This is a genomic window from Streptomyces sp. NBC_00376, from assembly GCF_036077095.1.
GTDB lineage: Bacteria > Actinomycetota > Actinomycetes > Streptomycetales > Streptomycetaceae > Streptomyces.
The window spans coordinates 7,303,275-7,326,794 of the sequence record NZ_CP107960.1 but is presented as its reverse complement, the minus strand read 5'-3'; the positions used below and the strand labels follow the sequence as shown (position 1 = coordinate 7,326,794).

The window sequence follows — 23,520 nt, the reverse complement described above, 5'->3', positions numbered from 1 at the left end:
CTGATTCCCGTGATGCGCGGGGGAGACGGAATCCAGCGGTCGCCGTGCTCTGTGCAGCTGTCGCGGCGGTGTTGACCGGCGCCCGCTCACTCATCGCGATCAACGAATGGATCGCGGACGCGCCGCAACAGGTCCTAGACGTGCTCGGCTTCGGTATGGGTGAGATCCTCTTTGAAGCGACGGCTCTGCGCCGCGCCGGAGCCGAAGTGTGAGGGCCATGATTCGTCTTCCGCACCGCGCCGCGTTCCTGGCCACGGTGTCGGCCCTGGCCGGGTCCATCCTACCTCTGCACCCGCCCCCGCAACCGCTGTCGTCCCTGGCGCACCCGCGCCCGTCACCATCCGTCAGGTTCCGGCCGCCCGTGAGCTTCAATGGTTATCTAAGGTTGTCACCCTCATCCCCAGGTCAGCGACCTCCGGGGCGTAGTTCGAACCCATCCAGAAGATGTCGGTGGTCAAGGCGGGTGGATCGGACTGGCCGGGCCCTCGAAGCGTGCGGTTGCTGCTCAGCGCCGGGCGTGAGGCGATCGGCATTGGTGCGGGAGAAGACCAGGTCCGCCATATGCTTCGGGGCTTCCGTGCACCGGTCCGGCAGGGGCGGGAGGCTTCCGCGGGCAGGATCATTGCCCTGCCCCTGCCCCTGCCCTCGCGGGGCGGGACGGTCGTCGGCTGATCAGTAGCCGACGGTGAAGCGCTGCTGGTGGTGGCGGGGGGCGATCTCGTCGAGGACGGCGACGGCGTAGTCCTCGACGAGATGATGCTGTTGCCCGCCTCGTCGGCGACGAGGTCGTCCAGGGCTGTGCGGTAGTGGCCGGTGCGTTCGCCGGGGCGATCTTGGCGGCGGGACTGATGTTGGTCCAGTCGACGTCGGTGACGGTCCGGTAGTGATCGAGGGCCCCACCGTGGGCGTGCATGATCTGCAGCAGGAAGTTGGGAAGGCCTGGGGCATCCCAGACCTGCTTGCCGTCGGGGGGTGCGCAGCGAGCCGGCGCCGCCGACCGAGACCAGGCGGGGGGCCTCGTCGCCGAGGGCCCGCAGTCCTTCGGTGAGGGCGACGGCGGAGGGCTGGATGGTGGCGATGTGGCCGGGTCCGCCGCCGCCGCCCACGGTGCTGACGACGACATCCTGGTTCTTCGTCTGGGCGGTAATCGACTTGGGGTCGAGGACGTCGCCGGTGGTGACGGTCAGGTTCGGGTGGCTTTCGATGACCTTGGCGGCGTCGCGGACGACCGTGGTGACCGTGTGGCCTCAGTCCAGCGCCTCGCAGACGACGGCGGAGCCGATGGTGCCGTTGGCGCCGAAGACAGCGATGTTCGTCATGGTCTTGCTCTCCTTCAGGGTTCTTCTTCGTGTTCTTCGTGCGGTGTTTACGGGTGTCGGGGATGGCCGGGTGTCAGGCGGCCGGGGCGAGGTGCCGGTCGAGGCCCTCGGTGAGCGAGGCGGCGCTGGAGACCGGTCCGCCGAGCCGGTGGGTGCCGGTGGGGGTGTGCAGGAGCAGGGTCGGGTAGGCGTCGACGCCGAGCGGGCGCAGTTCCCGGAAGTCGTCCTCCGCCTCGGCGCGGGTCGTCGGGTCGAGGAAGGCGTCGGCATCCAGGCCGTGCTCGGCGGCAATGGCCCAGTGCACCTCGACGTCGGAGAGGCTGCGCCCGTCGATGTACCAGGCGCGCTGGAGGGCGCCGGCCAGCTCCAGGGCCCGCTCGGGGGCCTGGCGGTGCAGCGCGGCCAGGACGGTGGCGGCGGCGGAGTCCATCACCGTGGACCCTTCGTCCAGCATCCGCCGGTAGCCGTCGCCGAACGTGACGCCGGTGAGGTCGGCGATCCGCTGGTTCGCGCCTGGGATGTGCAGATAGGCCGAGACCGGCAGCGCCCGCGGCCCCGAGAAAATGCCGCCGGACAGGACACGCAGTTCGATGCGGTCCGCGTTCTCGGCGGCGAGCTGCCGCGGGGCCTGGCCGAAGCCGTAGCACCAGCCGCAGTAGGCGTAGGTGAGGCGGGCGGCGGCCATCCGGTCCTCCATGGTAGAAGTCAGTCATCGGTCTCGGGAGGGGTGCCCGGCGGCCTTGTGGCCGCTGCGCCCCTTTTCCGACTTCAAATTTAGGAAGGCCAAGGGATGCCGCCCGGACACAGCAAGGTCTGGTCATGGTGAAAAACGGATAGGATCGGATCCAGGAGGTCCCCTACGCTCCGCCGCCGTGGTCGGGATCGAGGTGATGACGATCGCCGAACTGCGCGAGCGTCTGCTCCGCCACGGCGGAACGGAAGGCGCCCGGAACGCCGGAGGCTCCGGCCACCCGCAGCGCCCTGAGTTCCACCTGCTGCTCACCGTGCAGCAGAGGCTGCTGTGGCACACAGTCGACTTCGCGGGCGACGCCCTCAGCGACGGCGCCTGGCTGTGGGTGCGGCCTGGGCAGGTGCAGCGGTTCGGCGACCTAGGCACGGCGTCCGGCACCCTGGTGCTATTCCGGCCCGACGTCCTCGACCCCGCCACCGCGGCGGACGTCCATCTCGACGACCCGTTCGGCCGCACCCTGTGGCAAGTCACCGGCGAGGACGCCACCGCCCTGCACCACGCCTGCGGGGACCACGACGGCCGAGCACGCGGACACCTTCCAGCGGTTCCGCGCAGCCGTGGAGAGGGACTACACCCGGGTCAGGGACGTCGGCCACTACGCCCGCGCCCTCGGCTACGCACCCCGCACGCTGGCCCGGGCCGCGCTCGACGCCGCCGGTGTCGGGGCCAAGAAGTTCATCGACCGCCGAGTCGTCCTGGAGGCCAAACGGCTCCTCGTGCACGGCGACGAACCCGTGGCCCAGGTCGCCGCCCGGGTCTGCTTCCTCGACGCCAGCAACTTCGTCAAGTACTTCACCCAGCGCACCGACACCACACCGGCGGCCTTCCGCACCCGGTTCCGCCCGGGCCCGCGCACCGGCTGAGCTTGTCCTTCACGGTCGGCCCGGCCGCCAGGCGGGAGTTGACTTTCGAACCCGGACGCGCATGCGTATCAGCGTTGCGCCCAGGCCACAGAGCCGCCCTGGCGGGACATCCCGCTTGGGCACCGCACTCACGGCCATGCCCACCGCCGCGACGAGGTCCGCCGGCTCAAGGTCGTCGCGTTCGCGCACATCAAGTATCCCAGGGCCCGCCAGGCCATCCACGTCGTGTGCTGGCGCCGCAACTTGAGTACTGACAAGCTGACGATCGAGCGTGTCTACCTGAGCGTCTTCGACGCCACCTGCACCAAGCTCGCCACCTGGATCAGGGGCACTCGGGAAGGGGCCGTCGGGAAAGGCCCCGAGCCGCGGGCACCTCGTCGGCGGCCTACTTCACTTGGCGGGTGGGGGGCTGAAAACGGAGCCCTCACAGGCCACCGCGCCAGTCCCCGATCCTACTCAGATGCTCGTACGCTGACGTGGCACTACCGTGCCAGAAGCAGAGAAGAAGGAGACTTGCAGAACTCTTAATCCAGTTCGAGCCGGGCCAGGTACAAGTTCTGGCCGAACCATGCCTCGCGCAGTGTCCAAGGTGTGGTCCGCACGATTTCCGCCAGTTCCTCGACGGAAAGGAAGAGGTAGTCGAACCATTCGGTCACCATGTCCCTGTGGCGTACGCGAATGCTCCACTGCCCCGGCATACGCCCCATCGACACGTTCCTTCGCCGGTACGCGACCTCGCGCGGATCGGTCAAACCGACGGGATTCAAGGACGTACCGAAGAGTGAGGCGCCAGGTTCCGCGACCGCGGCGAGCTCGCCGAGAACAACAGCGGCCTGCTGTCGGCTCTGGAGAAGTCCGAATCCGTTGCCCATCATGACGATGCTGTCGAACGTGCCGAAGGTATCGAAGGTGTCGGACCTGCCCTTCAGGGTGGTCACATCAGCGGCACTCGCACGCACGGCCAGCAGTCCGCGCTCCGCGCACAGGCGCACCGCGCCCTGGGAAGGGTCGATGCCGAGCACGGGATGTCCCCGGCCCTGGAGCACGTCCGCCACCCGCCCGCCCCCGCATCCCACGTCAAGCACCCGCCCCCGCACGCGGCCCGGCAGGTATCTCTCCACGTCCGGCCAGGCCTCGGGCCGCGTGAAGTAGTTCCCGGCGTCGGCCCGGATCACCTGGCCGTCATCGCGTTCCAGGACTTCAGAAGTCGTACCGATCCCGGCGCCCGCCTGCCAGCATTCGAGCAGCATTTCACCGAAGGCGTCCCCGACCGTGGGGCCCGTCGTCATGTGCATCGTGATCACACCTCGCTCTCGGTCAGCGGGCCAAGCACAAGCGACTCGCAGATCGCCGTCTGCCAGTCCAGTGGCAGACGGGCCCTGTTCCAGTGGAATACGGTGAAGAACGCTGCGGCCTCGCGGACGCCCACGCGGGCGCCAGACGTCAGGAAATACTCCTCGCGCCACACCTCGCACTCCGCCGCCACGTCCGTCCGGAAGTCGTCGAGAAGGCTCCTCTCGGGTAGTTGGAGCAGCGGACGCAGCTCGGCCGGAAGGCACCAAAGGCGTCGGAGTCCGGCGGAGATTCGCTCCCAGTTCTTCGGCTTGGCCCCGTGGAATTGTCGGTGCGTCTGTCTGCGTAGCCGGTCCCAGATGTCGCGGTCCTCCTGTTCGAGCACACCCAGCTCGCCGAACAGGGACTTGAGGAGGGTGAGTGAGAGAGCCCACGCCGACCCGGAGGGCCTGTCTGCGGACAGATGACGCAGCCAGACCAGCGAGTCGATCGTGAACAGACGATGGACGCTGCGCATGGATGCGGGGCCGCCGAAGATGTATTGCTCCGGTTCATAGACGGAGCTGCACCAGGTCTCGATCAGTCCTCGCGCTTTCAGTGTGTCCAGCCATGTGGCGAGCTGCCCGGCCACAGACTGCTGTGCCACCGGACCCACCTGGAACCTGATCCGTACACCCGGCTCCTTGTGCACGAAGAAGAAGTTCTCCAGCTCGCCGCGGTCCCTCATCGCCGTCACTTGCCGCTGCAGCGCCGCGTACCAGACGACGCGGCGGTCCTCCGGAACAGGCACGCGGTACTCCAGCCACGAGGAATGCATGTGCGCGGAGCGGAGCACCGGCAGACCGGCACCGAGGAAGAGGCTCGTGAGCCGCCGGACTTCCGCCTCCCCAGGCACCTTCCTGCCCTCCAGTTGGTCAGCCATCCGTCGCAGGAACACAGGCAGGGCCAACCGGTCGTCGCCCACGGGGACGACCTCCTGCGTCGGGTTCCCCTCATCCGTATCGAGCACGATGCGCACCACGCTTTCCTCGGTCATCCTCGAACTGCCTCGGTTTCGCCCCGCGCCGCCTGCGGATCACCTCAGCATCAAGGCGGCATCCCAGGGGAAGTCGGTCGGCCGGCCGGCATAGTCGTCAAGCGCCAAGGCCAGCCCGGCGGCGCCCTCCAGAAATCCGGCAGGGCTCACCCCCGTGGCCAAGTTCCCCTCCCCCAGTTCGAAGGCGGGCAGCCCTTCGGCCTCGATTTCGCTCAGCACTCGGTCCGCAATCGCGTCGATGACGTCCCAGACCCGGTCGCCGTGCGGGCCGTCGGTGAAGTACCGAAGAACCTGCATGGTGCCGGCCCAGCCATGGCAGAGCGACCAGTGGGAAACGCCCCAGTCGTCGAGAGGCACCTGGAGAATCGATTCGACCGAACGCTCCGCCATCCGCAGCCACTCGGTGTTCCCGGCGGAGGCCGCCGCCAGCGCCACGGCACGGGAAACCCCGGGAGCGCCATAGCACCAGGAGGCCCGGCCTCTGGAAGCCGGGGAGCTGCCTCGGTCCCACTGTTCAAGGGAAATGGTGTTGGGCCAGTAGATGCCGTAACGGTCTTCCTTGCAAAACTTCTGCAAGATGCCCATCAGCGAACGGATCGCCTCTACCTGCCCGGTGACCGAGATGCCCCGCAACCTGCAGAGCGAGAGCAGCGCCAGCGGACCCGCGACGCCGTGGGCCAGTCCCAGGTTTAGATGACCGAACTCCTGAAGATCACGGTGGGTCTCCGGATTTCTGCTAGGCGGGGTCGTCGACCAGAAGCCGGGGACCAGCAGGCCCTCGTGGGGTACCAGAGCCGTCATGTCGACGAGGGCCGTCAGCACTCGCGCCAATATATCCGGACCGCACCCCCGCATCAGCAGATACCGTCCGATGCCCGCCAGTCCGTCGATCAGGTCATACCGAGCCATGGACCCCAGCGGTGCGGCCTCCACCAGGTCACAGAAGCGCCGCGCACCGGCACACACTTCGGAGTCGAGGGCGCTCAGGGCCTTGGTGTAACCGCCTCCAGTCGCCTGCCGAGCCAGCATGAGGGAGAAGCCGAGGCCACACACTTCGTAGAAGATGCCAAAGGTGCTGGTGCCCCGTTGCCCTTCCAGAAAGGCCGAGGCGCTGGCAAGGTACTGGTGCCCCGCTATCTTGGCGGTGTCACCCTGCTCAGGTATCCGGCCGCTGTATAGCATGGCTACGCCCGCGTAGCCACTCCCCAGGGAGCAGTCCCTCCAGGAGGCCGGGCTGTTCAGACCGTCGGCACCGCGGGCCAGACCTACTCCTTCCCGAGGCCGTAGCACCTCGGCGATCTCGTCCGCGACCTTCTTCGCCCTGACCTCGTGCCGTCCCGCGCGGACCTTCTTACGCCCCATCTTGGTCACCACCTGATCGGTTTCCTGCCCGCTTGTCGTACCGTTCTCGACTCAGCTGCGCTCCGGCCACCCGGACGAGCAGGGCCAGCGTCTCCTTCTCGTTTGAGGGGTCGAGTCCGACGAGCCGGTTGTGCTGCATGTGCAGAAGGCTCAGCACTGACATGTCGTGCCTGGTGCACGCGCTCCCACGGTCCAGCCGGGGAAGAAGGTGCTGCCCCAGGTCGCCGCCGACCACGCCGAGGAGTTCAAGCAACTTGCCGCAACTAGGAGGAAGATGGCCCGACAGAAGCGTGGCGGTCCGGCCGGCTTCAATGAGTCGTGAGGCCAGTTCGGTCTCACTCTTTGCCGGTGGCGGGCCCTGGGGCCGCGGGAGTTTCGCCACCAACCAGTCCCGCCAGTCCCACGCGCCGAGGGCATCCAGCATGCAGCCGTAATGGGCAGCCATCAGGACGTTCCTGGGAATACCGAGGGAACCTCGGGCAAGGAGTCTCAGCTCCTGGGCGACCAGCTGACTGTCCAAACAGAAGAGGCTCTCCGCCGCCGCCATGCCCGCCGGCCCGCCGTAGCGGACCAACTCCGGTTCATAGGAGGCGATGTCGTAGCCCTGGATCAGCTTCGAGCGCGTCATCAACTCGGCAAACTCGAGGAGCCTGGGCCACACCGAATCGCTGAGGTCTTCTCTCTCTCCATGCAGCCGCAGCCGGAGCTGATGGGCCGACTCTTTGTAGCGAATGAAGAACCAGCGGTCTATGTCCCCGGAGACCGTCCTGATGAACTGGGAAAGGTGGCCGGTGATAATCTCCTCGTGTACCTCGGGCAGACTATGGAGCTTGAGGTAGGCCCATTCACCGCCGGGTCGGTGAATGACCCTCGCGACTTTTCTCCCTGGGTCCAGGGAGCGCTCGGCTCGTTCAGGTACGGCAGGAGCCACTCTGTGCAGCGGCACCACAATCTCGTGGCGTCTCCCTGACAGCCAGCCGTAACCCGCCTCGGAGTCACCGACAACCTCAGTGAGTACGATCTTCGACCTGCTCAGATCACGCCGCAACATCTCCCGGTGGAAGGCGTTGTCGAGGTCAATCTCATAAGCCCGGTCGCCCTGTGTCACGTTCACCCGTCGCGAGACCCGCAGGTCGGAAACCCATTGGGCGAGTGTGGACTCCCATTCCTCCCTGTTCGCTGCCGCGGCTGTCAGAGCGGCCGTGGGCCGCCAGGTCAGCGGGGCGAGGACCGTCCTGCCCAACCTGACCCGGGGCAGACAGGGCAACCGGGCGGACTCCGCCCAGTTCCACGGCTGCCATACCTTCACGTCCGCGCAGTATCGCAGCTCCTGGAGGAATCTCACCAGGTTGGGTGCGGCCATGCTCAGGGACACGACATGCGGCACGACCGGCATTACCTCCTGGCCAGTGTCGGGCAGATGGAGTCGCAGCCGGTCCCCGTCCGCCGCCACGATCAGTCCACGCCAGTCGATGTTCCTCGGGTCCCTCTTGTCAGCAGGCGTCCCTACCGGGATCACGTGCTGGAAAAGATCCGGCACCTGCATGACGTTCAGCGCCCTAGGCAACACCGGAAGGAAGGAAACTTGGGCCGGGAGAACGTCATCGTCCGTCCGTCCCATGAGGGAGGCCAGGCCCGTCGTGGTCCCGGTCAGCTCGGCGAATCTCCCCGCAAGTGCCCCCGCCGTGGTCGTTCCCACCGCAGGGGAGAGCGCCAGCCGGAACTGGCCGGCGTCCAGCTCCGAGGTGCTCCTGGCCAGGAGCTGGAAGCAGAGTTCCAAGGATCGGGGCGGGACGCCATCACCGGGCACCCTCATACGGGCGATGTCCTCCTCGGTGAGGCTGAGCTCGCGTTCCGCACTCATGAGTCCCCGGAAGGCGAGAGCGGCGAGGTACTCGGCGCGGTTCTCAGCCTCGGGGGGGGACGACGGGCTTCGCAGGTGGGCAGAAAAGCCACGGCTTACCCGGGGGTGCAGATAGGTGGCAGGGAAGCCCAAGCCGCCGTGCGGGTCGATCAGTTCCGCCAACGGCACCGCCCCGTCCTGACCGTACATGTCCACGAAGGCCCGGCGGTAGAGCTTCATGTGCTCATAGAGGCCGTCTTTCGGGGACATCTCCCAGAGGGCGGAGACACAACTCTCCAGTTCCCGTCCTACTTCGGCGGGGATAGTGACATCCACATCCGCATGCAGGTCGACCTGGGGTGGCACCGACTCCCTGCCGCCCATCCGGGAGGCGGCGTCGATTACGGCCCGCCACTCGTCCTCGCCAGCGCCGGGCTTGGTGGTGGCATAGGAGGCGAGCGCGCTGCGGGCGGCATCCAGTTCGCTGGCGGCGGAGGAACTGCGGGGCAGGACGTCCGCCAGCGAGTCCAGCCACCGGTCATCGAGCCGTACGGCCGACAACTCGGTCAGCAGGACTTCGCGCCGCACGAGGTCGGTGAGGAAGCGGTCCAGGCTCGGTTCGTCATGTTCCGGGAACTCCTCTGCCGCCGCGGCGAGCAAATCCGCGTAGCCCACCCGATCATCGGCTCGCGCAACCACCCAGGCGAGGACGGGAGTGACGCGCAACGACAGTTCGTCACTGGGTCGGGGAACGATCTTCCCGAACGACCGGGGGGCCTCGCGCTGCCTCACGTGCGGCAGGACCAGTCGCTCCCCCCGCAGGTAGCAGAGATCGTTCACTATCACAATGCACGCGTGCCGAATGTCCGGCGACTCCAGCCACTCACAGGCCACTTGATCGAACCAGGCCGCGTCGAAACGGACCGCCTTCTCTCCCGCCCCTAGTATGACGGCCCTGGACCGGTCGGCGACGGACACCGCCGCGACCCCGGAGTGCAGCCCGAAGGGAGTGGGTCGACCGGTGGTCCGCTGGGCGTACCGAGTGACAGACATGGCAGTCCGGATGATCTTCTTCCGGGGCATGGTCTCACCGGCGTCGATTCTTCTCAGCGTCTCGGACAAGTCCTGACTGGAGACGGCGATCGCCTCTCTCAGCAGGGCCACCGAGGTAACGCTCCGGATGTATTCGACAAGCTCTGCGTTCCCCGGCATGCGATGGCGGCCGAACTCGCCGCTGACGTCGTCAAACGTGTCGCCGGGCAGTGACGCAACGCGTATCAGCAGTGGGTCTGCCGCCGTGAAGTGGAGGGGTAGGGGCATGGGGGACGTTCACCTCGCTCGTACGGACCGCTGTCAGGCCGCCGCCCGGGACAGCGGCCTGACAGGGACGGACTGATGGATCAGCAACACATGGGATTGCAGCCATTGGTCAGGTTGCACGAAGTGCCGGTAGCGCCGGTGACATCGCACGTGATGGCCGTGAACATGGCCGGGCGCAGAGGCGCCGCGACATCTCCGGTCACCACGCTCTGGATGTCGAGGTCCAGGTCAGACAGATCCAGTTCAGCTTCTTGATCAACCATCAGAGTTGAGACCACAGGAGGTTTCCCTTCGGTCGGAGGGCGCGACAAAGCGCCCTCCATCAGGCTTGGGCGGAAACAGTCACGTGGTGAATCACCACGGACGGACCATGTCATAGCGAAGCAGAAGGTTCCTTGCAGGTTCCTTGAATCGGCACGTATCACAAAGACGACGCCCCGGCCACGGGCTCCAGTTCTAGGGATCGCATCAAGTCGTGATCAATCTGCGGAATGCCCTTCGCGGCGCGGCCCGCTTTGGTAGACCGGCGTGACGCAGCCGCCACCCGTCCGCATCCGTGAGCCGCAACTGGGCCCCGGGGCACGGCCGTTCCTTCCTGACGATCAGCCGCATGCCCTTGGGCCGGCAGTCCAGGACGTCGCCGGTGAGTTCAGCGGCCCAGGCGCGGTCGCGGATCTCGCCGTCCGCTTCGACGGCCGGTGTCCAGGCCGGGGCCGGAACCCTCAGCACATGCTGGTGGACCTGCTCGTTGATCACCATGCCGACCGAGTAGGACAGCCACCGCCCCCGCCGGGCGAGCCAGGCCACGAAGTCGTGGGTGCCGCCCGCGGAGTCCGTGCGGATCAGGGTCCGGCGCCCGCGCCGGTACTCCTTCGGCAGCTGAGCCAGGGCCAGCCGGGTGGCGGTGATGTGGTCGGCCGCCGTGCTCGATCCCGCGTTGCCCGGCCTGAGCAGGGCCGCGACCGGTTCACCGGTGCCGCCCGGTCCGTGGTCGACGAACCCCATCAGCGGGTGATGGCCATAGGTCCGCTTCCACATGGGTGCGGCGTCCTCCTTGTCGGAGTGCGCGATCACCAGCACCCCGTCGAGATCCACGGTCACCGTCCCGCCCGCATCATGCGCTTCCCGGCCGGCCAACCGTCGGACAAGTTGGCGGACTTCGGCCCGCGCGGCACGGACAGCCCGCAGGGCCTTCTCCCCGGAGGCGGCGAGGGTGTCGATGAGGCGGGAGACCGTCGGGTCGGAGGCCACCGGCCCGAACACGGCCGGCTCGGCCCGCAGCATGCCGACATCCGAGAGGCAGTCCCCGCCCAGCGCGACCGCCATGGCCACGTACAGCAGGATCTTGCCCGGATCGTGCACCGCCCGAGCCTTCCGCCACGGCGTCAGCGCCGCTGATATCGCGGTGTCCAAGCCGGCCTTGCGGACGGTCTCGACCAGCAGCACGCCCCCGGCCTGCGAGACCACCGCCCGGCCACCGCCCTCGATGCGGACACGCGGGTACGACCCGATACGCTTCTTCACCTGGAGAGTGCTTCTTTCCGTGCAGCCAACAGGACCCTAGACAAGTCCGATCGTTGCAGGTCAGGAGCACTCTCCGCTTACGACTCGGTACGCGATTGAGGTCGGGGCGTGCTCGCCTGGCGGGTTGGCTGGTGGGTGATCAGCAGGCGGCCGGGCGCACGAGCACCAGTTCAGTGCTGGTACGTCGTCGGGTGGGCCTGCGCGCCGCGCGGTCGGAGACCAGGCCGGCGATGGCAGCGTGCGTTTCGGCGTAGTACTCGCGCCGTCCGATGTATCGCTGGAGCGGCCGCCACTTCTTCTCCTCGCCGATGGTGTGCTCCACGCAGATCCGTGCCGAGGACTGGCGTCGGCGTTCCTCGCGCCAGGAGTACGTATCGCCGCGTGGTGCTTCGTCCTTCGGCTTGCGTGGCGGAGCCTGCGCCTTGTCGGGGAAGTCGTTGGCCAAGCCTCGATAGCCCTCATCGACCTTCGCCTTGACCTGCGGATGCAGACGCAACTGCTCGGCGATGCCCTCGGTGCGCATCGCGGTCTGGTCATGCATCCGGCCGGGCCGGTCGGCCCCGGACCACAGCAGACGCCCCGAGCCGTCAGCGATGGCCGTGGTCTTGGCGGTGTTCTGCTTCTTCTTTCCGGACACGAACGCCTTGCGTCCGAGGCTTCCGGACTTGGGGCGCCAGACCTGCGTCTCGGTGCCGTCGATCCGCAGCTCGACACCTTCGGCTGCGGCGTAGGCGAAGACATCGGCCAGGGTGCGCAGGCGGATGCCGGGCCGCTGAGGGACGGCGAAACCGCGGGCGGCGAGCAGCGGCCGGATCTCGTGGATGGCGCGGGTGGTGGGGCGGGTCACGCCGTACAGCTCGGCAAGGGCTGCGTGGGGCAGTTGCAGGCGCAGGTAGACCACCGTGACCAGCACCCGGTCGGTGAAGGCCAACTCGTGGTCCGGCCCGGCTCCGGCCGCCCGACGACGGTCGCCGCCTCTGCGCTCGCGCAGTGCGGACTCGCACCGGGCAGTCCAGGGATTGGCCAACTCGATCAAGCCGCCGAGATGTGCACCATCAAGGCCGCAGAAGGCAGGATGGGACAAGGCCGCACGGGCTCGGTAATGCGTCACAACATCACCAACCCGTGCGGTCCGTCTCACGTCACGATCCGCTGGCGGCCCGAGCGGCGTGGCCCTTCGCAACCAGTTCCTCCACCACAGCGCTCTTCGCCGCCGAATAGGCCAGCCTGCCCTCCCTGTCGGCAGGCAACCGCTGCGCCAGGCCCACCTTGAACGCGCTGTAGCGCTGACCTTCATCGGGCCGCTGACGCAGGTAGTCACGGAGTAGGACGTGATCAAGGTGCGGCTTTGAGCCCGCGACCACGCCGTACAGGTGATGTTCGGAAGCCGCAGGAGGGGCTTGGAAAGCCTCCCGCCCCCGAATCCCCAGATCGCCTTCGTGTCGGTAGCCCTGCCCGGCGAGCCGGTAGATCAACTCGGGCATGACAACCTCCTCGGACACCACGATGTCGAGGTCGATGATCGGTTTGGCGGCGCATCCGGGCACGGCCGTACTGCCGACATGCTCGATGGACACAGCCAGATCCGCGACATGAGGTGCCAGCCGCTGCCTCAGATCCTCGAACTGCTCGGGCCATCGGGGGTCGTAGCCACTGACCACGATCAATCGAGTCATATCGGCAGTCTCCCAGGGCCGTCAGGGCTGATCGAACCACCCGGAGAACCCTGGCTATCGCGTACCAAGTCGTTACTGACTTCGGCTCGTCAGGGTGAACTTTCCCGAAGTCCCTGACAGGCTTGGTGTGGTGGCTGTATTCGATGGTGTGTGAGGTATTCGGATGGGGGCGGGCTGACCGTTGCGGGACGGGTGCGTCGGGAGTCGGTGCGGATGCAGGCGGCCGAGCTGTTCGAGCAGGAGGTCAAGCCACCGGAAGTGGCACGGCGTCTGCGGGTGAGTCTGAAGTCGGCTTATCAGTGGCACCAGTTGTGGCGCGAGGGCGGGGTCGGGGCGCTGTCGTCACGCGGTCCGAGTGGGTCGCGGTGCCGGCTGTCTCCGCGCTGCTTGGAGAAGCTCGCCGCGTATCTGGAGCAGGGTCCGGCCGCGCACGGCTGGGTGGAGGACCAGGTGTGGACCGCGGCGAGGGTGGCCATGCTGATCGGGCGGAAGTTCCACGTCTCGTACAGCGTCTCGGGCGCCACGAGGCTGATGCACCGGCTCGGCTTCAGCCCGCAGGTCCCCGCGCGCAGGGTGGCCGAGCGGGACGAGCAGGCCGTCACCGCATGGAAGGAGGCGACCTGGGCGGAGGTAAAAGGGCCCGGGCGGCCTGCGGGGGCTACATCTGCTTCGAGGACGAAGCAGGCTTCACCCGCCGACCGCCCCGAGGCCGGACCTGGGGACGACGCGGACACACCCCGGTCGTGACGGTGAGCGGACGCCGCTCGGGGCGGCTGTCGGTGGCCGGGCTGATTGCGATGCGGCCCGGCTCACGGACCCGGCTGTGCCACCGCCTGCGCACCCACCCCTCGGGCAAGGGCAAGCGCCGCAGCATGAGCGAGCGCGACTTCATCGCTCTGGTCGACGGCGTGCACCAGCTCGTCAAGGCGCCGATCGTGCTGGTCTGGGACCGCCTGAACACCCACGTCTCCCACGCCATGCGCGAGTTGATCGCCGAGCGAGCCTGGCTGACGGTGTTCCTGCTGCCCGCCTACTCGCCCGACCTCAACCCCGTCGAGTGGGTATGGGCGCACGTCAAACGCAGCCTGGCCAACCTCGCCGTCATGGCCCTCGACCGACTCGAGGCCCTCGTCCGCAACCGGCTCAAGCGCCTGCAGTACCGCCCCGACACCCTCGACGGCTTCATAGCCGGCACCGGCCTGACCCTCGACACCCTGACCTCACCCTGACGAGCCGAAGTCAGTATTTGACCAGGCATCGGACACTCCACCTCGCGAAAGCGCGAGGCTAGATCCCGAAGGCGGCTGCGATCTGGGCCAGAGACTCGTGCTTACGCAGGTACACCAGCACGACCAGAGCACACCGGTGCGATGGGAGCTTGCAGCGGCGGTCGCCTTCGCGGCCGACCCACGTTCACCACGAAATCGATCAACGGGTGAGGTGCCCAGCTCTACCCCGGAAGCATTACAACGCTTGCGCTGGTGCGATGGTCTGGGTCAAAGACCTCACCCCGGACCATCCGATGCTCACAACTCGTTACGCGCCCTACCCACCCCCAGCGTTAGGCCCTCTCTGGGGGGCACGGCGTATCGCGGCATGCGAGAGCCTGTCGGATTGCCGCAAGGGTTTCCTCGTCAGTAGCGTTGAGCTGCCTGGCTGCGGCTGCGTAACTGCTTGCGTGTTCCGCGAGTTTCGCCTTGATGTCGGTAGTGGCCTCAGGGGCGACGACCTGAGTACCTGAACCGCGGCGGCTCTTGACCAGGCCAGCAGTCTCCAGCTCGCGGTATGCCCGCACAACGGTGTTGTTGGCCAGCCCGAGGTCGGAGGCAAGCTGGCGCACGGACGGCAGCCTGTCCCCGTGATTCAGCCGACCGATGGAGATCAAATCTGCTAGTTGTGCGCGGAGTTGCTCGTATGACGGGACAGGGGAAGCCTGGTTGACGCTGACGCTGATGCCGTTTGCTGTCATGGTCGAGCCTTGATGTATGCCTGCGGCAGCAACAGGACGCCCAGACAGTGAGACGCGGTCAGTGCGGAGGTGAGAGCCGTGACAGCCAGCCCCCACAGGGCCACGCTCTTCATCCCGCCCGCGCAGGACATGCTCAGCACCACAACGCCCATCGTCAAGGAGACAGCGAAAAGAGGGGCGGTCACCACCACTCCCCAAGCGCCGACCGCTGCCCGGACGCTCGTGCGGCGTTGATCGTCGCTCCCGCGCCGTGCGGTGACGTGACGCAGAAGCAATGCGCAGGCAGCGGTGCCGAGGGCGAGACCGCCGAGGGTCGGCCAGGCATAGTAGGGGCCGGGCCAGGGCGAGAGTAGTTGAGTGCCCTCCGGACACGTGACGGACAAAGCACGTCCTGAACGACCGTCGGCGTCTTCCGAGCCCGTTGTGGCGGCGACGATCAGAAGAACCATCAGGACAACAGCCTGCGTGGCCAGTGCGGCAGTCAGGAATCGGGGCAAGTAGTCCCGGATCCGGCGCGGTGTCACTTCGGCTGCCTGTAGCCGGCCAGGACTCGGGCGCGCGACTACATCTGCTGCGAACACGCCGCCCATGACACACAAACCGAATACGGGGAACCCGTACAGCAGATCCACATCAGGCTCGGGACTGAAGGAGACCAGGGCGTTGATGGCCAGACCGGACGCCGCACCAACCCATCGCACAGGAGTATCGAGCCTCGCCCGCCATGCTCTTTCCGTTTCTGCGGCAACAGACATGGCCGACCCCGTTCCCTCGCGATGTGTATCAACTAAGTGACACACTGCCTGGCAGATCGAAGTGTGTCAAGAAAGCAACACACTTCCCCATCCAGTACCGACCTCCGGCCTCCCGCCCTATCTCGCACCACTCGTTGAGGACGCCGCCAACCTAGTGTCCTGCGCCGGAGATCCATCGTTATTTCCTGTATGAGTGTTTCTGCGGGTGTGCCCGCACCGCGGCGTGGTCCGAAGCTGGAACCGTTGTTGTTGTCCGCTGACGAGCGTGCGGTGTTGGAGCGTTGGGCCCGGCGGGCGACGTCTGCAGGCGGTGGCGTTACGGGCGCGGATCGTGTTGGCGTGTGCAGGCCCTGAGGTTCCGCCGATTGTTGTGGTGGCGCGTGATCTTCGGGTTGCGGCGGACACGGTCCGCAAGTGGCGGCGGTTCCTGGCCTGCCGGCTGGACGGGTTGGTGGACGAGCCCCGGCCGGGCCGGCCGCCCACCATCAGTGTCGATCAGGTGGAGTCGGTCGTGGTCAGCACGTTGGAGGAGATGCCGAAGAATGCCACCCACTGGTCGCGCAAGTCGATGGCCGACCGCAGTGGGCTGTCGAAGTCGACCGTGGGCCGGATCTGGCGGAAGTTCCATCTCAAGCCTCATCTGGCGGACACGTTCGAACTGTCGACGGACCCGTTGTTCGTGGAGAAGGTCTACGACGTGGTCGGGCTGTACTTCAATCCGCCCGAAGGGGCGGTGGCGCTGTCGGTGGACGAGAAGTCGCAGATCCAGGCGCTGGACCGGTCTCAGCCGGTGCTGCCGATGATGCCGGGCATGCCCGAGCGGCGTACCCACGACTACATCCGTAACGGTCTGACCACCCTCTTCGCGGCCTTCGACGTCGCGACCGGCGAAGTCATCACCTCGCTGCACCGTCGACACCGGGCAGCGGAGTTCAAGAAGTTCCTCATCAAGATCGAAAAGGAGGTTCCTGGGCATCTCCAGATCCACCTGATCTGCGACAACTATGGCACCCACAAGACGCCGGCCATCAAGGCGTGGCTGGCCAAACACCCCCGGTTCCAGCTGCACTTCACCCCCACCGGTTCGTCCTGGATCAACCAGGTGGAGAGGTGGTTCGGCTTCCTCGCCGACCAGAAGATCCGCCGCGGATCCCACAAAAGCGTGCGTTTTCTGGAAGCCGACATCCGTGCGTGGGTCAAGGAGTGGAACGAAAACCCAACACCGTTCACCTGGACCAAGACAGCCGAGGAAATCCTCGACTCCCTCGCCCGCTTCTGCCGACGGATCTCCGGCGCAGGACACTAGCCGGACGTGGCCACGGTCCTGCACGAGGCCCCCAAGTAGTTCGCCCTCAGCCGCACCGAGAGCCAACACCTGGCGGCCAGGTAAGTTCGGTCCGACGGGCCGAGGGATGCACTCCAGTTGGTGGCGGCACGTCGGCGACGCTGCTGGGCGGTGATGACCCGCCAGATCATGGACGAGGGCGGCATCGCCGCACGCGCACCTGCAGACAGAGCTCGCCTTCTGCGCGACCACCCCGCCACCGCCACCAGCCCCCGACGCCACCACCGCATTCCGCCCGCAAACCCCCGCCCTCCGACGCCCCCTGCTGACGTGCCAGCAACCGGTGTGCGAAGCTACCGGTGCGCAAGAGAGGGGTGTGGCGTGGGGCGGGTGCGTACGGCGGACGGGCGGCGGCAGCACGGCACGATCGGGGCCGCACAGGCCTTGTTGACGGTACTGGTCATGGGTGGAGCCGCCCTGGGAGCACTGCTGCTGCACCCCGGCACGGGTCTGTTCGTCAAGGGCCGCGGGCCGCTCGGCGGCAACCCTGTTCTCGTGGTCGGCCTCGCCCTGCTGTCGCTCCTCGGCGGCTTCGCATTGCGTGGGAAGTACCTGGAGCAGATCGGCGTCGGCAAGGAACTCAACCCGGTGGAACAGCGGTTGGTGGATAGCGTGAGTCGCGTCCTGCTGGCCGCACCACTGGTCCTCCCGCTGCTCATCCTGGTCCTGCACCGGTTCGGTTCGTCGGCCAGCAGCCCCGGGGCCGGCCACGGGCCATTTCCGTTTCCCTCCGCGCGGCAGGATCCGGTGCGCACCCCGCCACCCACACCAGATGCCGAGCACAGCAGCCAGAGCGCGCACTTCGGGCTGATGCGCATCCTGCTCGGTCTCGGCATCGTCCTGCTCGCCGTAGCCGTCGTACTCGCCGGGCTGCACCTGTGGCGGTATCTGACCCGGCCGCCGGAGCCCGCGGCTGCGACGACGTACGCGACGCTCGACGATGAGCAGGAACGCCTGGCCCAGGCCGTGGACTCCGGGCGCCGCGCCCTGCTGGACGGAACCGACACCCGCGCAGCCGTCATCGCCTGCTACGTTGCCATGGAGGAGTCGCTCGCCGAATCCGGCGTGGCCCGGCGCGCCTCGGACAGCCCGCAGGACCTGCTGGAGCGGGCTGCTGCCGTCGGCCTGCCCGCGAGGGCGGCCACCGCCGATCTCACCGCCCTGTTCCGCGAGGCCCGTTACTCCACGCACCCGATGGACGGCGGCCACCGCGACCGGGCCGCGGCCGCGCTCGCCGAGATCGCCGAGATCGCCGAGATCGCCGACGGTCTACGCTCGCGGGAGTCTGCTCCCGAAGCCGTGGCGGGTGCCTCGTGAAGGCGCTCACACGAATCCGGGACTTTGCCAACTCCGTTCTGCAGAAACCCGGTTCGATACAGCACTCGCTGGCCGTCCTGGGCACCGTCGCGGTCACCGCCGAAGTGCTGCTCGCCCTGGCCGACGGTGCCGCCGCGGCCGCCACCGGCCTCGCCCTCATCACCACTGTTGCGCTGGTCCTGGGGCGCTATGCCGCAGGCGGTGCCGCCCAGGACAGCGGATACCGCAGACCGGTGCGCCTATTAAGCAGACGGGCCCCGGAACTCGGCGGGTGGCAGCGCATCGTGGCCAAGACCCTCGCGGACGACAGCGAAGTGCACCTCCACACCGTCATGCGCCCGGAGTTGCAGCGGCTGTTCGCCGCCCGGCTGGCCGAACGACACGGCGTGGCGATGTACCGGAACCCGAAGCGGGCCCGGGCGCTGGTCGGCGCTGAGCTGTGGCCGTGGATCGATCCCGAGGCGACCGCTCCGCAGCCCACTCTCCCTGAGCCCGTCCTGCGCTCCCTGATCGACCGCCTGGAAGCCCTGTGGTCCAGTGGCGCTGCGGTCGACTCCGCAGCACCCCCTGACCCCGCCCCGTGAGGATCCGATCATGACCAGCTCGCAGCCCAACCCGAACCAAGACATCCTGACTCCTCGGCAGGCGGGCGAACGGGCCGCAGCAGTGCTCGACGAGATCCGCACGGCTGTGGTCGGCAAGACGGAACCGCTGGCGCTGGTGATGCTCGGCATCCTCGCCGGCGGCCACGTACTCATCGAGGACCTGCCGGGACTCGGGAAGACGCTGCTGGCCCGCTCCTTCGCCGCTACCCTCGGCCTGGACTTTTGCCGCATCCAGTTCACCCCCGACCTGCTGCCCTCCGACGTCACCGGCGCTCCGTTCTACGACCAGCGGAACGCCGACATGGTCTTCCGGCCCGGACCGGTCTTCACCCACCTGCTGCTCGCCGACGAGATCAACCGCACGCCGCCCAAGACTCAGGCCGCGCTGCTGGAGGCGATGGCCGAGTCCCAGGTGTCCATCGACGGATGCACCCGGTCGCTGCCTGAGCCGTTCGTAGTCGTCGCCACCGCCAACCCCATCGAATACGAAGGCACGTACACCCTGCCCGAGGCCCAGCTCGACCGATTCCTGCTGCGGGTGCGGATGGGCTACCTGACGGCGTCCCAGGAGACCGGCTTGCTACGCGCGCGTATCGATCGGGCAACGCCCCAGACTGCTTTGCGCACGCTCAGCGGGCCGGGCGAGGTGCTGGCCATGCGAGCCGCGGTCGAGCGCGTCGAGGTGGACAACGACCTGCTGGATTACGTCGTCGCGCTGGTCGGCGCCACCCGGGCCCACCCGCACATCCAGGTCGGTGCCTCACCGCGCGGCGGCCTGGCCCTAGTGCAGCTCGCCCGTGCTCGTGCTGTCCTGGACCTGCGGGACTACGTGACCCCGGAGGACGTCAAGTCCGTGGCGGTGCCGGCGCTCGCGCACCGCGTCACCCTCAAGCCGGAGCTGTGGGTCCGGCAGATCAACGGCGACGACGTGATCCGCGAGATCACGCAGTCCGTGCCCGCCCCACAGACCCTGCCGCCCATGCCGGTCGTGTCATGACGGAGCCAGAGCCGGCCCGCAGAGCGGCAGCTGCCCAACGGGCCCTGAACGGCCGTCAAGACGTCACCGCCGACTCTCCGCCGCCACCCCCGCTCGGCTGGCGCACCGGTGAACGCGCGCTGCGGCTGGGCACGTTGGCCGTTGTCGCGCTGGCTGCCGCGCTGGTCACCGGGCGCCCTTGGGTGCTCGCTCTCGCCGCCGTGCCCCTGGTGCTGCTCGCCCTCGCCCTGCCGAGCGGGCCGAGCCCGGACGCGGTGACGGCCGAGGCCGAGGTGGAGCCGCGGCGGTGCTTTGAGGGCGAGCAGGTGACGGTGCGGATCGCGGTGGCTTACAACGGTGAGACCGGCCGCCTGGACCCCGGCGTCACTCTCGGCTACGGGATGCGACTCGACCACCTCGCGGTCGGCCCACACCGCGTCGATCTCGTCCTGACCGCGCAGCGTTGGGGCCGCTGGACGCTCGGCACGGTCGACGTCGATGTCTACGACCGCGGCGGGATGGCCCGCCGCACCGTGCGGGCCGAGCTCGGCGAGATCGCCGTCTTCCCAGTGCCCGAACACGCCGGTCTCACGCCCGTCCCGGTCCGGCTGCCGCAACGGCTTGGCGAGCACACCGCCGTGCAGCGTGGCGAGGGCGTCGAGGTCACCGGCGTGCATCCGTATGCGCGCGGCGAACGGCAGCGCCGGATCCACTGGCCGGCCACCACCCGCCGCGGCACCCTGCAAGTTCACCAATTCGCCGCAGAGCGCACCGCCGACACCGTGGTGCTGCTGGACGTGCTCACCGATGTGGTCGACCCGGTTACCAGCGCGTCCTCGCTCGACGAGGCCTTCCGGGCCGCTGCCGGGTTGGTCCGCGCCTACCTGCGCACCCACGACCGGGTTGGCATCGTGTCGGTCGGCGGCCCAACCCGCTGGCTGCAACCGAGCAGCGGCCAAGGGTACTTCTACCGCATCGTCGAGAGCGTGCTGGGGGTCCGCAAGGACGGCGCGTACCGCACGGCGGGCCTCAGCCTGCTCCCACCTCCCGCATTGCCCGAAGGAGCGCTGGTGTACGTCATCACGCCACTGACCGACCAGCGGATCTTCGGCATCCTGCACCAGGTGCGCGGACGGGCCAACCCGATGGTCGTGGTCGAGATCCCCACAGGCGACCCGGTCGTGGAACCCGGCGACACCGAGAGCGAACTCGCGCTGCGGCTGTGGCGGGCCGACCGCGACGCCATGCGCTTCGCCCTCGTGGAACGCGGGATCGCGGTCGTCGCCTACCAGCCCGGCGAGACCCTCGACCTCGCCCTTGCGCCGCTGCTGCGCACCCGCATCCACGGAGGGACCCGTTGATAGCCGCCCTCGCCCGGTTCGCCCGGCCAGGCCCACGTCCTGTCGGCAGCCGAGCCGCCTGGCTCATCACACGTCTCACCTCCCGCATCACTGACCGACTGCTCGGAACGGCTCTTGTTATCGCCGCCTTCGACCCGCCGGCCGCCCTGCACGCACCGCTGCCGGTCAGAATGCTGGTGCTCGGAGCGGCAGCGGCCGCGTGGTGGGCCGCTCCGATGGTCGACGCGCGCCCCGTTCTGACCTCCATGCGCTGGTGGACCGCCGCGGCCCGCCGCAGGACGACCGTGCTGCCGGCTGTGGCAATCGCAGTCGCAGCGGCCACCAGCCCTGCGGTCTGGCTGGTCGTCTGCATCGCCGCCCTGCTGCTCGCCTACCTGCTCGTCACCGACGCGTGGACAGCCGGTGTCAACACCCCGCCCGGCCAGCCTCAGGCGACACCCGCACTGGCGGCCGCCGCCGCGACCGCGGTGGTCCTGCTTGCCGCCCAGGCGCCAGTCGCGGGCACCTCATGGGCACGGCTGCCCGCCGCACTCGCTATCGCCGCGACCACGGTTTGCCTGGTACTGGCGCTGCGCACCAGTCTCCGCTCGCCCGGCTGACCGTTAACGCTGGGGTGGTTGGTTTCCGAGGCCCTGGTCAGGGAGAAGCAGGGTGTCGAGGCGGCCGAGGTGATCGACTGGCGGAATCCGCGGATGGTCTGCATCGCGGCGAGCTTCTCGCACCACGACCGGGTCGCGGTCCACCGCCTGCACAAGCGGATCGACCTAGTGCGCTACCGCATCTTCGACGGTGGGCTGCTGAGCCTGCTGCTGATCGAGTCCACACCTGGCTCTCCCCGCGCCGCTCCGGCTCGGCGGCCCCGACGGCGGGAGGAGGCAGCCATGGCCAGCGAGGGCAGCGGAAAGCCGTCGCTCCAGGCGAGCCCGACTGCGGCTCCTGCTTGCCTGCAGGACCTGTACGCCTAGCTGGACGAGGCGCTCACCGCGTGGGGCGAGGTCGATGTGGCTGCGCTCAGGCACTACATCGCCTATCGGCGGATGGTGAACGTCGCCTCGGTGATCTCCCGTCCGAAGCACGAAGTGATCCTGGTCTACCTCCGGCTCGACCCGGACGCGGTCGAGCCGGAGGAGAGCTTTACCCGCGACATACGCTGCATCGGCCACCTCGGGACCGGCGACCTGGAGGTCCGTATCTCGTCGGCGGCCGGCCTGGAGAAGGCGGGCCCGCTGATCAGGCGGGGATTCGAGGCATCCTGACGCAACACGAAGGGCGGCTGGCGCATCGGTTTCTCGATGTACCAGCCGCCCATTTCTGCGTCTGCGGTCCGTCGGCCCCGGTCTGACCGGTCTCATGCTCATGCCTCTGGTCCGGCCAGGACGAAGTCGTCCTGGGTCAGTTCCGCCTGGAGCCTTCGCTCGGCGACGTCGGCATAGTGCGCCGACAGCTCGACCCCCACGAATCGCCGGCCCTCGCGCAGGGCGGCGACGCCCGTGGAGCCGCTGCCGGTGAAAGGGTCGAGGACGGTTCCGCCCTCGGGGCAGATCTGCACGAGCCGCTGCATGATCTCGACCGGCTTCTGGGTGATGTGCACCCGGTCCTTGCGCGGCTGGGAGGCGATGAAGTGGCCAGGCAGGTACAGGTCCCGGTCCTTCGCGAGGCTGCCCTTGACGCCCCAGGTGATGAACTCGGCGGACTGCTTGAACCCTCCCTTGCGAGGCCGGCTGGCGGGCTTGATCCACGGGATCGTGCCGCTCCAGGTCCAGCCCGCCATCTGCAGGGCGTCGGACGTGGTCGGCTCCTGGCGCCAGTCCGAGAAGACGATGGCGACCGAGTGCTCGGTGGAGGCCCGGTACGCCTCGGTGAGCAGGGCGGTCAGCCAGCTCCGGTAGCTCCGCTGGTCCCGGTTCTCTCCGGGGAAGTTCTGCAGGTCGTGCGCGCTGTTGCTGGTGACGTACTTGGCTCGCGCGGTGCGACCGGTGCGGTCCGAACTGGTACGCCCGCCGCTGTTGTATGGCGGGTCGGTGATGACGGCGTTGACGCTCTCGTCCGGGAGGGTCTTCAGCACGGTGAGGGCGTCGCCTCGGTGCAGCGTGTAGCTCATGCGCGGGGCCTCTTTCAGGGACACGGCGGGACTGGGCCCGGCCCGGATGGCGCTCAACAGCGTTCGTTCCGTGCGGGGTTGCGCCGGAGGTTAGCCGCGTATTC

General features: G+C 68.1%; 23 protein-coding genes and 4 pseudogenes. 11 read left to right on the top strand and 16 right to left on the bottom strand.

Features of this window, described 5'->3' with window-relative positions; all coding sequences use genetic code 11:
- The first annotated feature begins 44 nt into the window (after positions 1 to 44).
- Positions 45 to 212, top strand: a complete 168-nt coding sequence (locus OG842_RS45285; protein ID WP_443064018.1) for a hypothetical protein — start codon at positions 45 to 47, stop codon at positions 210 to 212.
- A 460-nt stretch (positions 213 to 672) separates the two neighbouring features.
- Here OG842_RS45285 and OG842_RS33110 read toward each other — a convergent pair.
- The 4 genes and pseudogenes from OG842_RS33110 to OG842_RS33095 form a co-directional block, all read right to left on the bottom strand.
- Positions 673 to 1,319, bottom strand: a pseudogene (locus OG842_RS33110) (NAD(P)-dependent oxidoreductase).
- A gap of 73 nt (positions 1,320 to 1,392) precedes the next feature.
- Entirely contained in the window at positions 1,393 to 2,004 is a 612-nt protein-coding gene (locus OG842_RS33105; RefSeq protein ID WP_266735652.1) for a DsbA family protein, read from the bottom strand.
- Positions 2,005 to 2,176: 172 nt separating this feature from the next.
- Positions 2,177 to 2,347, bottom strand: a complete 171-nt coding sequence (locus OG842_RS33100) for a hypothetical protein (RefSeq protein WP_266735654.1) — start codon at positions 2,345 to 2,347, stop codon at positions 2,177 to 2,179.
- Between the two features lie 108 nt (positions 2,348 to 2,455).
- A complete protein-coding gene (locus OG842_RS33095; protein WP_266735655.1) occupies positions 2,456 to 2,605 on the bottom strand; it encodes a hypothetical protein in 150 nt (49 codons plus the stop codon).
- Between the two features lie 22 nt (positions 2,606 to 2,627).
- On the opposite strand from OG842_RS33095, the gene OG842_RS33090 reads away from it, so the two are divergent.
- Positions 2,628 to 2,933: a helix-turn-helix domain-containing protein gene (locus OG842_RS33090; RefSeq protein WP_266735657.1), complete on the top strand. Its 306-nt coding sequence runs from the start codon at positions 2,628 to 2,630 to the stop codon at positions 2,931 to 2,933.
- A gap of 524 nt (positions 2,934 to 3,457) precedes the next feature.
- Here the strand turns inward: OG842_RS33090 and OG842_RS33085 are convergent.
- The 8 genes and pseudogenes from OG842_RS33085 to OG842_RS33050 form a co-directional block, all read right to left on the bottom strand.
- Entirely contained in the window at positions 3,458 to 4,228 is a 771-nt protein-coding gene (locus OG842_RS33085; RefSeq protein WP_266735658.1) for a class I SAM-dependent methyltransferase, read from the bottom strand.
- A 5-nt stretch (positions 4,229 to 4,233) separates the two neighbouring features.
- Positions 4,234 to 5,262 carry a thiopeptide-type bacteriocin biosynthesis protein gene (locus tag OG842_RS33080; RefSeq protein WP_266735659.1) on the bottom strand — a complete coding sequence of 343 codons (1,029 nt, stop codon included), beginning with the start codon at positions 5,260 to 5,262 and terminating at the stop codon, positions 4,234 to 4,236.
- Between the two features lie 39 nt (positions 5,263 to 5,301).
- Entirely contained in the window at positions 5,302 to 6,636 is a 1,335-nt protein-coding gene (locus tag OG842_RS33075; RefSeq protein WP_266735661.1) for a lanthionine synthetase C family protein, read from the bottom strand.
- Positions 6,614 to 9,787 (bottom strand): lantibiotic dehydratase, encoded by a 3,174-nt coding sequence (locus tag OG842_RS33070; protein ID WP_266735662.1) that lies wholly within the window; start codon positions 9,785 to 9,787, stop codon positions 6,614 to 6,616. Before OG842_RS33070 ends, OG842_RS33075 begins: the two co-directional genes overlap by 23 nt.
- An 80-nt stretch (positions 9,788 to 9,867) precedes the next feature.
- On the bottom strand, positions 9,868 to 10,050 hold the full coding sequence (locus OG842_RS33065) for a hypothetical protein (protein ID WP_328512590.1): 183 nt from the start codon (positions 10,048 to 10,050) through the stop codon (positions 9,868 to 9,870).
- A gap of 271 nt (positions 10,051 to 10,321) precedes the next feature.
- A pseudogene (locus OG842_RS33060) lies at positions 10,322 to 11,311 on the bottom strand (IS1380 family transposase); the annotation flags it as partial.
- 139 nt (positions 11,312 to 11,450) lie between these two features.
- Positions 11,451 to 12,347 (bottom strand): transposase family protein, encoded by an 897-nt coding sequence (locus OG842_RS33055; protein ID WP_323185867.1) that lies wholly within the window; start codon positions 12,345 to 12,347, stop codon positions 11,451 to 11,453.
- Between the two features lie 106 nt (positions 12,348 to 12,453).
- Positions 12,454 to 12,987 (bottom strand): GrpB family protein, encoded by a 534-nt coding sequence (locus OG842_RS33050; protein WP_266735666.1) that lies wholly within the window; start codon positions 12,985 to 12,987, stop codon positions 12,454 to 12,456.
- 150 nt (positions 12,988 to 13,137) lie between these two features.
- On the opposite strand from OG842_RS33050, the gene OG842_RS45280 reads away from it, so the two are divergent.
- A protein-coding gene (locus OG842_RS45280; RefSeq protein WP_434350968.1) for an IS630 family transposase occupies positions 13,138 to 14,216 on the top strand; the annotation gives its coding sequence in 2 pieces (ribosomal slippage) (positions 13,138 to 13,639 and positions 13,639 to 14,216; 1,080 coding nt in all).
- Between the two features lie 61 nt (positions 14,217 to 14,277).
- Here the strand turns inward: OG842_RS45280 and OG842_RS33035 are convergent.
- The 3 genes and pseudogenes from OG842_RS33035 to OG842_RS33025 all read right to left on the bottom strand — a co-directional run.
- A pseudogene (locus tag OG842_RS33035) lies at positions 14,278 to 14,419 on the bottom strand (transposase family protein); the annotation flags it as partial.
- Positions 14,420 to 14,548: 129 nt separating this feature from the next.
- Positions 14,549 to 14,956 (bottom strand): GntR family transcriptional regulator, encoded by a 408-nt coding sequence (locus tag OG842_RS33030; protein ID WP_266735668.1) that lies wholly within the window; start codon positions 14,954 to 14,956, stop codon positions 14,549 to 14,551.
- The gene (locus OG842_RS33025) at positions 14,953 to 15,711 is read right to left on the bottom strand and encodes a hypothetical protein (protein ID WP_266735670.1); all 759 of its coding nucleotides are present in this window, start codon (positions 15,709 to 15,711) and stop codon (positions 14,953 to 14,955) included. Before OG842_RS33025 ends, OG842_RS33030 begins: the two co-directional genes overlap by 4 nt.
- 189 nt (positions 15,712 to 15,900) lie before the next feature.
- Between OG842_RS33025 and OG842_RS33020 the strand changes: the two are divergent.
- The 8 genes and pseudogenes from OG842_RS33020 to OG842_RS32985 all read left to right on the top strand — a co-directional run bounded on the left by OG842_RS33020 (position 15,901) and on the right by OG842_RS32985 (position 22,571).
- Positions 15,901 to 17,017 (top strand): annotated as a pseudogene (locus tag OG842_RS33020) (IS630 family transposase).
- 441 nt (positions 17,018 to 17,458) lie between these two features.
- A complete protein-coding gene (locus OG842_RS33015) occupies positions 17,459 to 18,373 on the top strand; it encodes a DUF4129 domain-containing protein (protein WP_266735672.1) in 915 nt (304 codons plus the stop codon).
- Complete coding sequence (locus OG842_RS33010) at positions 18,370 to 18,957, top strand: hypothetical protein (protein WP_266735674.1); 588 nt, start codon at positions 18,370 to 18,372, stop codon at positions 18,955 to 18,957. Before OG842_RS33015 ends, OG842_RS33010 begins: the two co-directional genes overlap by 4 nt.
- 10 nt (positions 18,958 to 18,967) lie before the next feature.
- Positions 18,968 to 19,975, top strand: coding sequence for an AAA family ATPase (locus OG842_RS33005; RefSeq protein ID WP_266735675.1), 1,008 nt, complete (start codon positions 18,968 to 18,970; stop codon positions 19,973 to 19,975).
- Complete coding sequence (locus tag OG842_RS33000; protein ID WP_266735677.1) at positions 19,972 to 21,315, top strand: DUF58 domain-containing protein; 1,344 nt, start codon at positions 19,972 to 19,974, stop codon at positions 21,313 to 21,315. The genes OG842_RS33005 and OG842_RS33000 overlap by 4 nt, the downstream gene beginning before the upstream one ends.
- The gene (locus tag OG842_RS32995; protein WP_266735679.1) at positions 21,312 to 21,914 is read left to right on the top strand and encodes a hypothetical protein; all 603 of its coding nucleotides are present in this window, start codon (positions 21,312 to 21,314) and stop codon (positions 21,912 to 21,914) included. The genes OG842_RS33000 and OG842_RS32995 overlap by 4 nt, the downstream gene beginning before the upstream one ends.
- An 18-nt stretch (positions 21,915 to 21,932) precedes the next feature.
- Complete coding sequence (locus tag OG842_RS32990) at positions 21,933 to 22,280, top strand: hypothetical protein (protein ID WP_266735680.1); 348 nt, start codon at positions 21,933 to 21,935, stop codon at positions 22,278 to 22,280.
- A gap of 36 nt (positions 22,281 to 22,316) precedes the next feature.
- Positions 22,317 to 22,571 carry a hypothetical protein gene (locus OG842_RS32985; protein WP_266735681.1) on the top strand — a complete coding sequence of 85 codons (255 nt, stop codon included), beginning with the start codon at positions 22,317 to 22,319 and terminating at the stop codon, positions 22,569 to 22,571.
- Positions 22,572 to 22,669: 98 nt separating this feature from the next.
- On the opposite strand, the gene OG842_RS32980 is transcribed toward OG842_RS32985, so the two are convergent.
- Positions 22,670 to 23,416, bottom strand: coding sequence for a DNA-methyltransferase (locus OG842_RS32980; protein ID WP_266735682.1), 747 nt, complete (start codon positions 23,414 to 23,416; stop codon positions 22,670 to 22,672).
- Positions 23,417 to 23,520 lie beyond the last annotated feature (104 nt).

Bases quoted from the DNA above. Each gene is read 5' to 3' on its own strand.
- OG842_RS33105 (WP_266735652.1), bottom strand. From the start codon at position 2,004: ATGGCCGCCGCCCGCCTCACCTACGCCTACTGCGGCTGGTGCTACGGC.
- OG842_RS33085 (WP_266735658.1), bottom strand. From the start codon at position 4,228: ATGCACATGACGACGGGCCCCACGGTCGGGGACGCCTTCGGTGAAATG.
- OG842_RS33080 (WP_266735659.1), bottom strand. From the start codon at position 5,262: ATGACCGAGGAAAGCGTGGTGCGCATCGTGCTCGATACGGATGAGGGG.
- OG842_RS33070 (WP_266735662.1), bottom strand. From the start codon at position 9,787: ATGCCCCTACCCCTCCACTTCACGGCGGCAGACCCACTGCTGATACGC.
- OG842_RS33065 (WP_328512590.1), bottom strand. From the start codon at position 10,050: ATGGTTGATCAAGAAGCTGAACTGGATCTGTCTGACCTGGACCTCGAC.
- OG842_RS33050 (WP_266735666.1), bottom strand. From the start codon at position 12,987: ATGACTCGATTGATCGTGGTCAGTGGCTACGACCCCCGATGGCCCGAG.
- OG842_RS33030 (WP_266735668.1), bottom strand. From the start codon at position 14,956: ATGACAGCAAACGGCATCAGCGTCAGCGTCAACCAGGCTTCCCCTGTC.
- OG842_RS33025 (WP_266735670.1), bottom strand. From the start codon at position 15,711: ATGTCTGTTGCCGCAGAAACGGAAAGAGCATGGCGGGCGAGGCTCGAT.
- OG842_RS33015 (WP_266735672.1), top strand. From the start codon at position 17,459: ATGGGTGGAGCCGCCCTGGGAGCACTGCTGCTGCACCCCGGCACGGGT.
- OG842_RS33005 (WP_266735675.1), top strand. From the start codon at position 18,968: ATGACCAGCTCGCAGCCCAACCCGAACCAAGACATCCTGACTCCTCGG.
- OG842_RS33000 (WP_266735677.1), top strand. From the start codon at position 19,972: ATGACGGAGCCAGAGCCGGCCCGCAGAGCGGCAGCTGCCCAACGGGCC.
- OG842_RS32980 (WP_266735682.1), bottom strand. From the start codon at position 23,416: ATGAGCTACACGCTGCACCGAGGCGACGCCCTCACCGTGCTGAAGACC.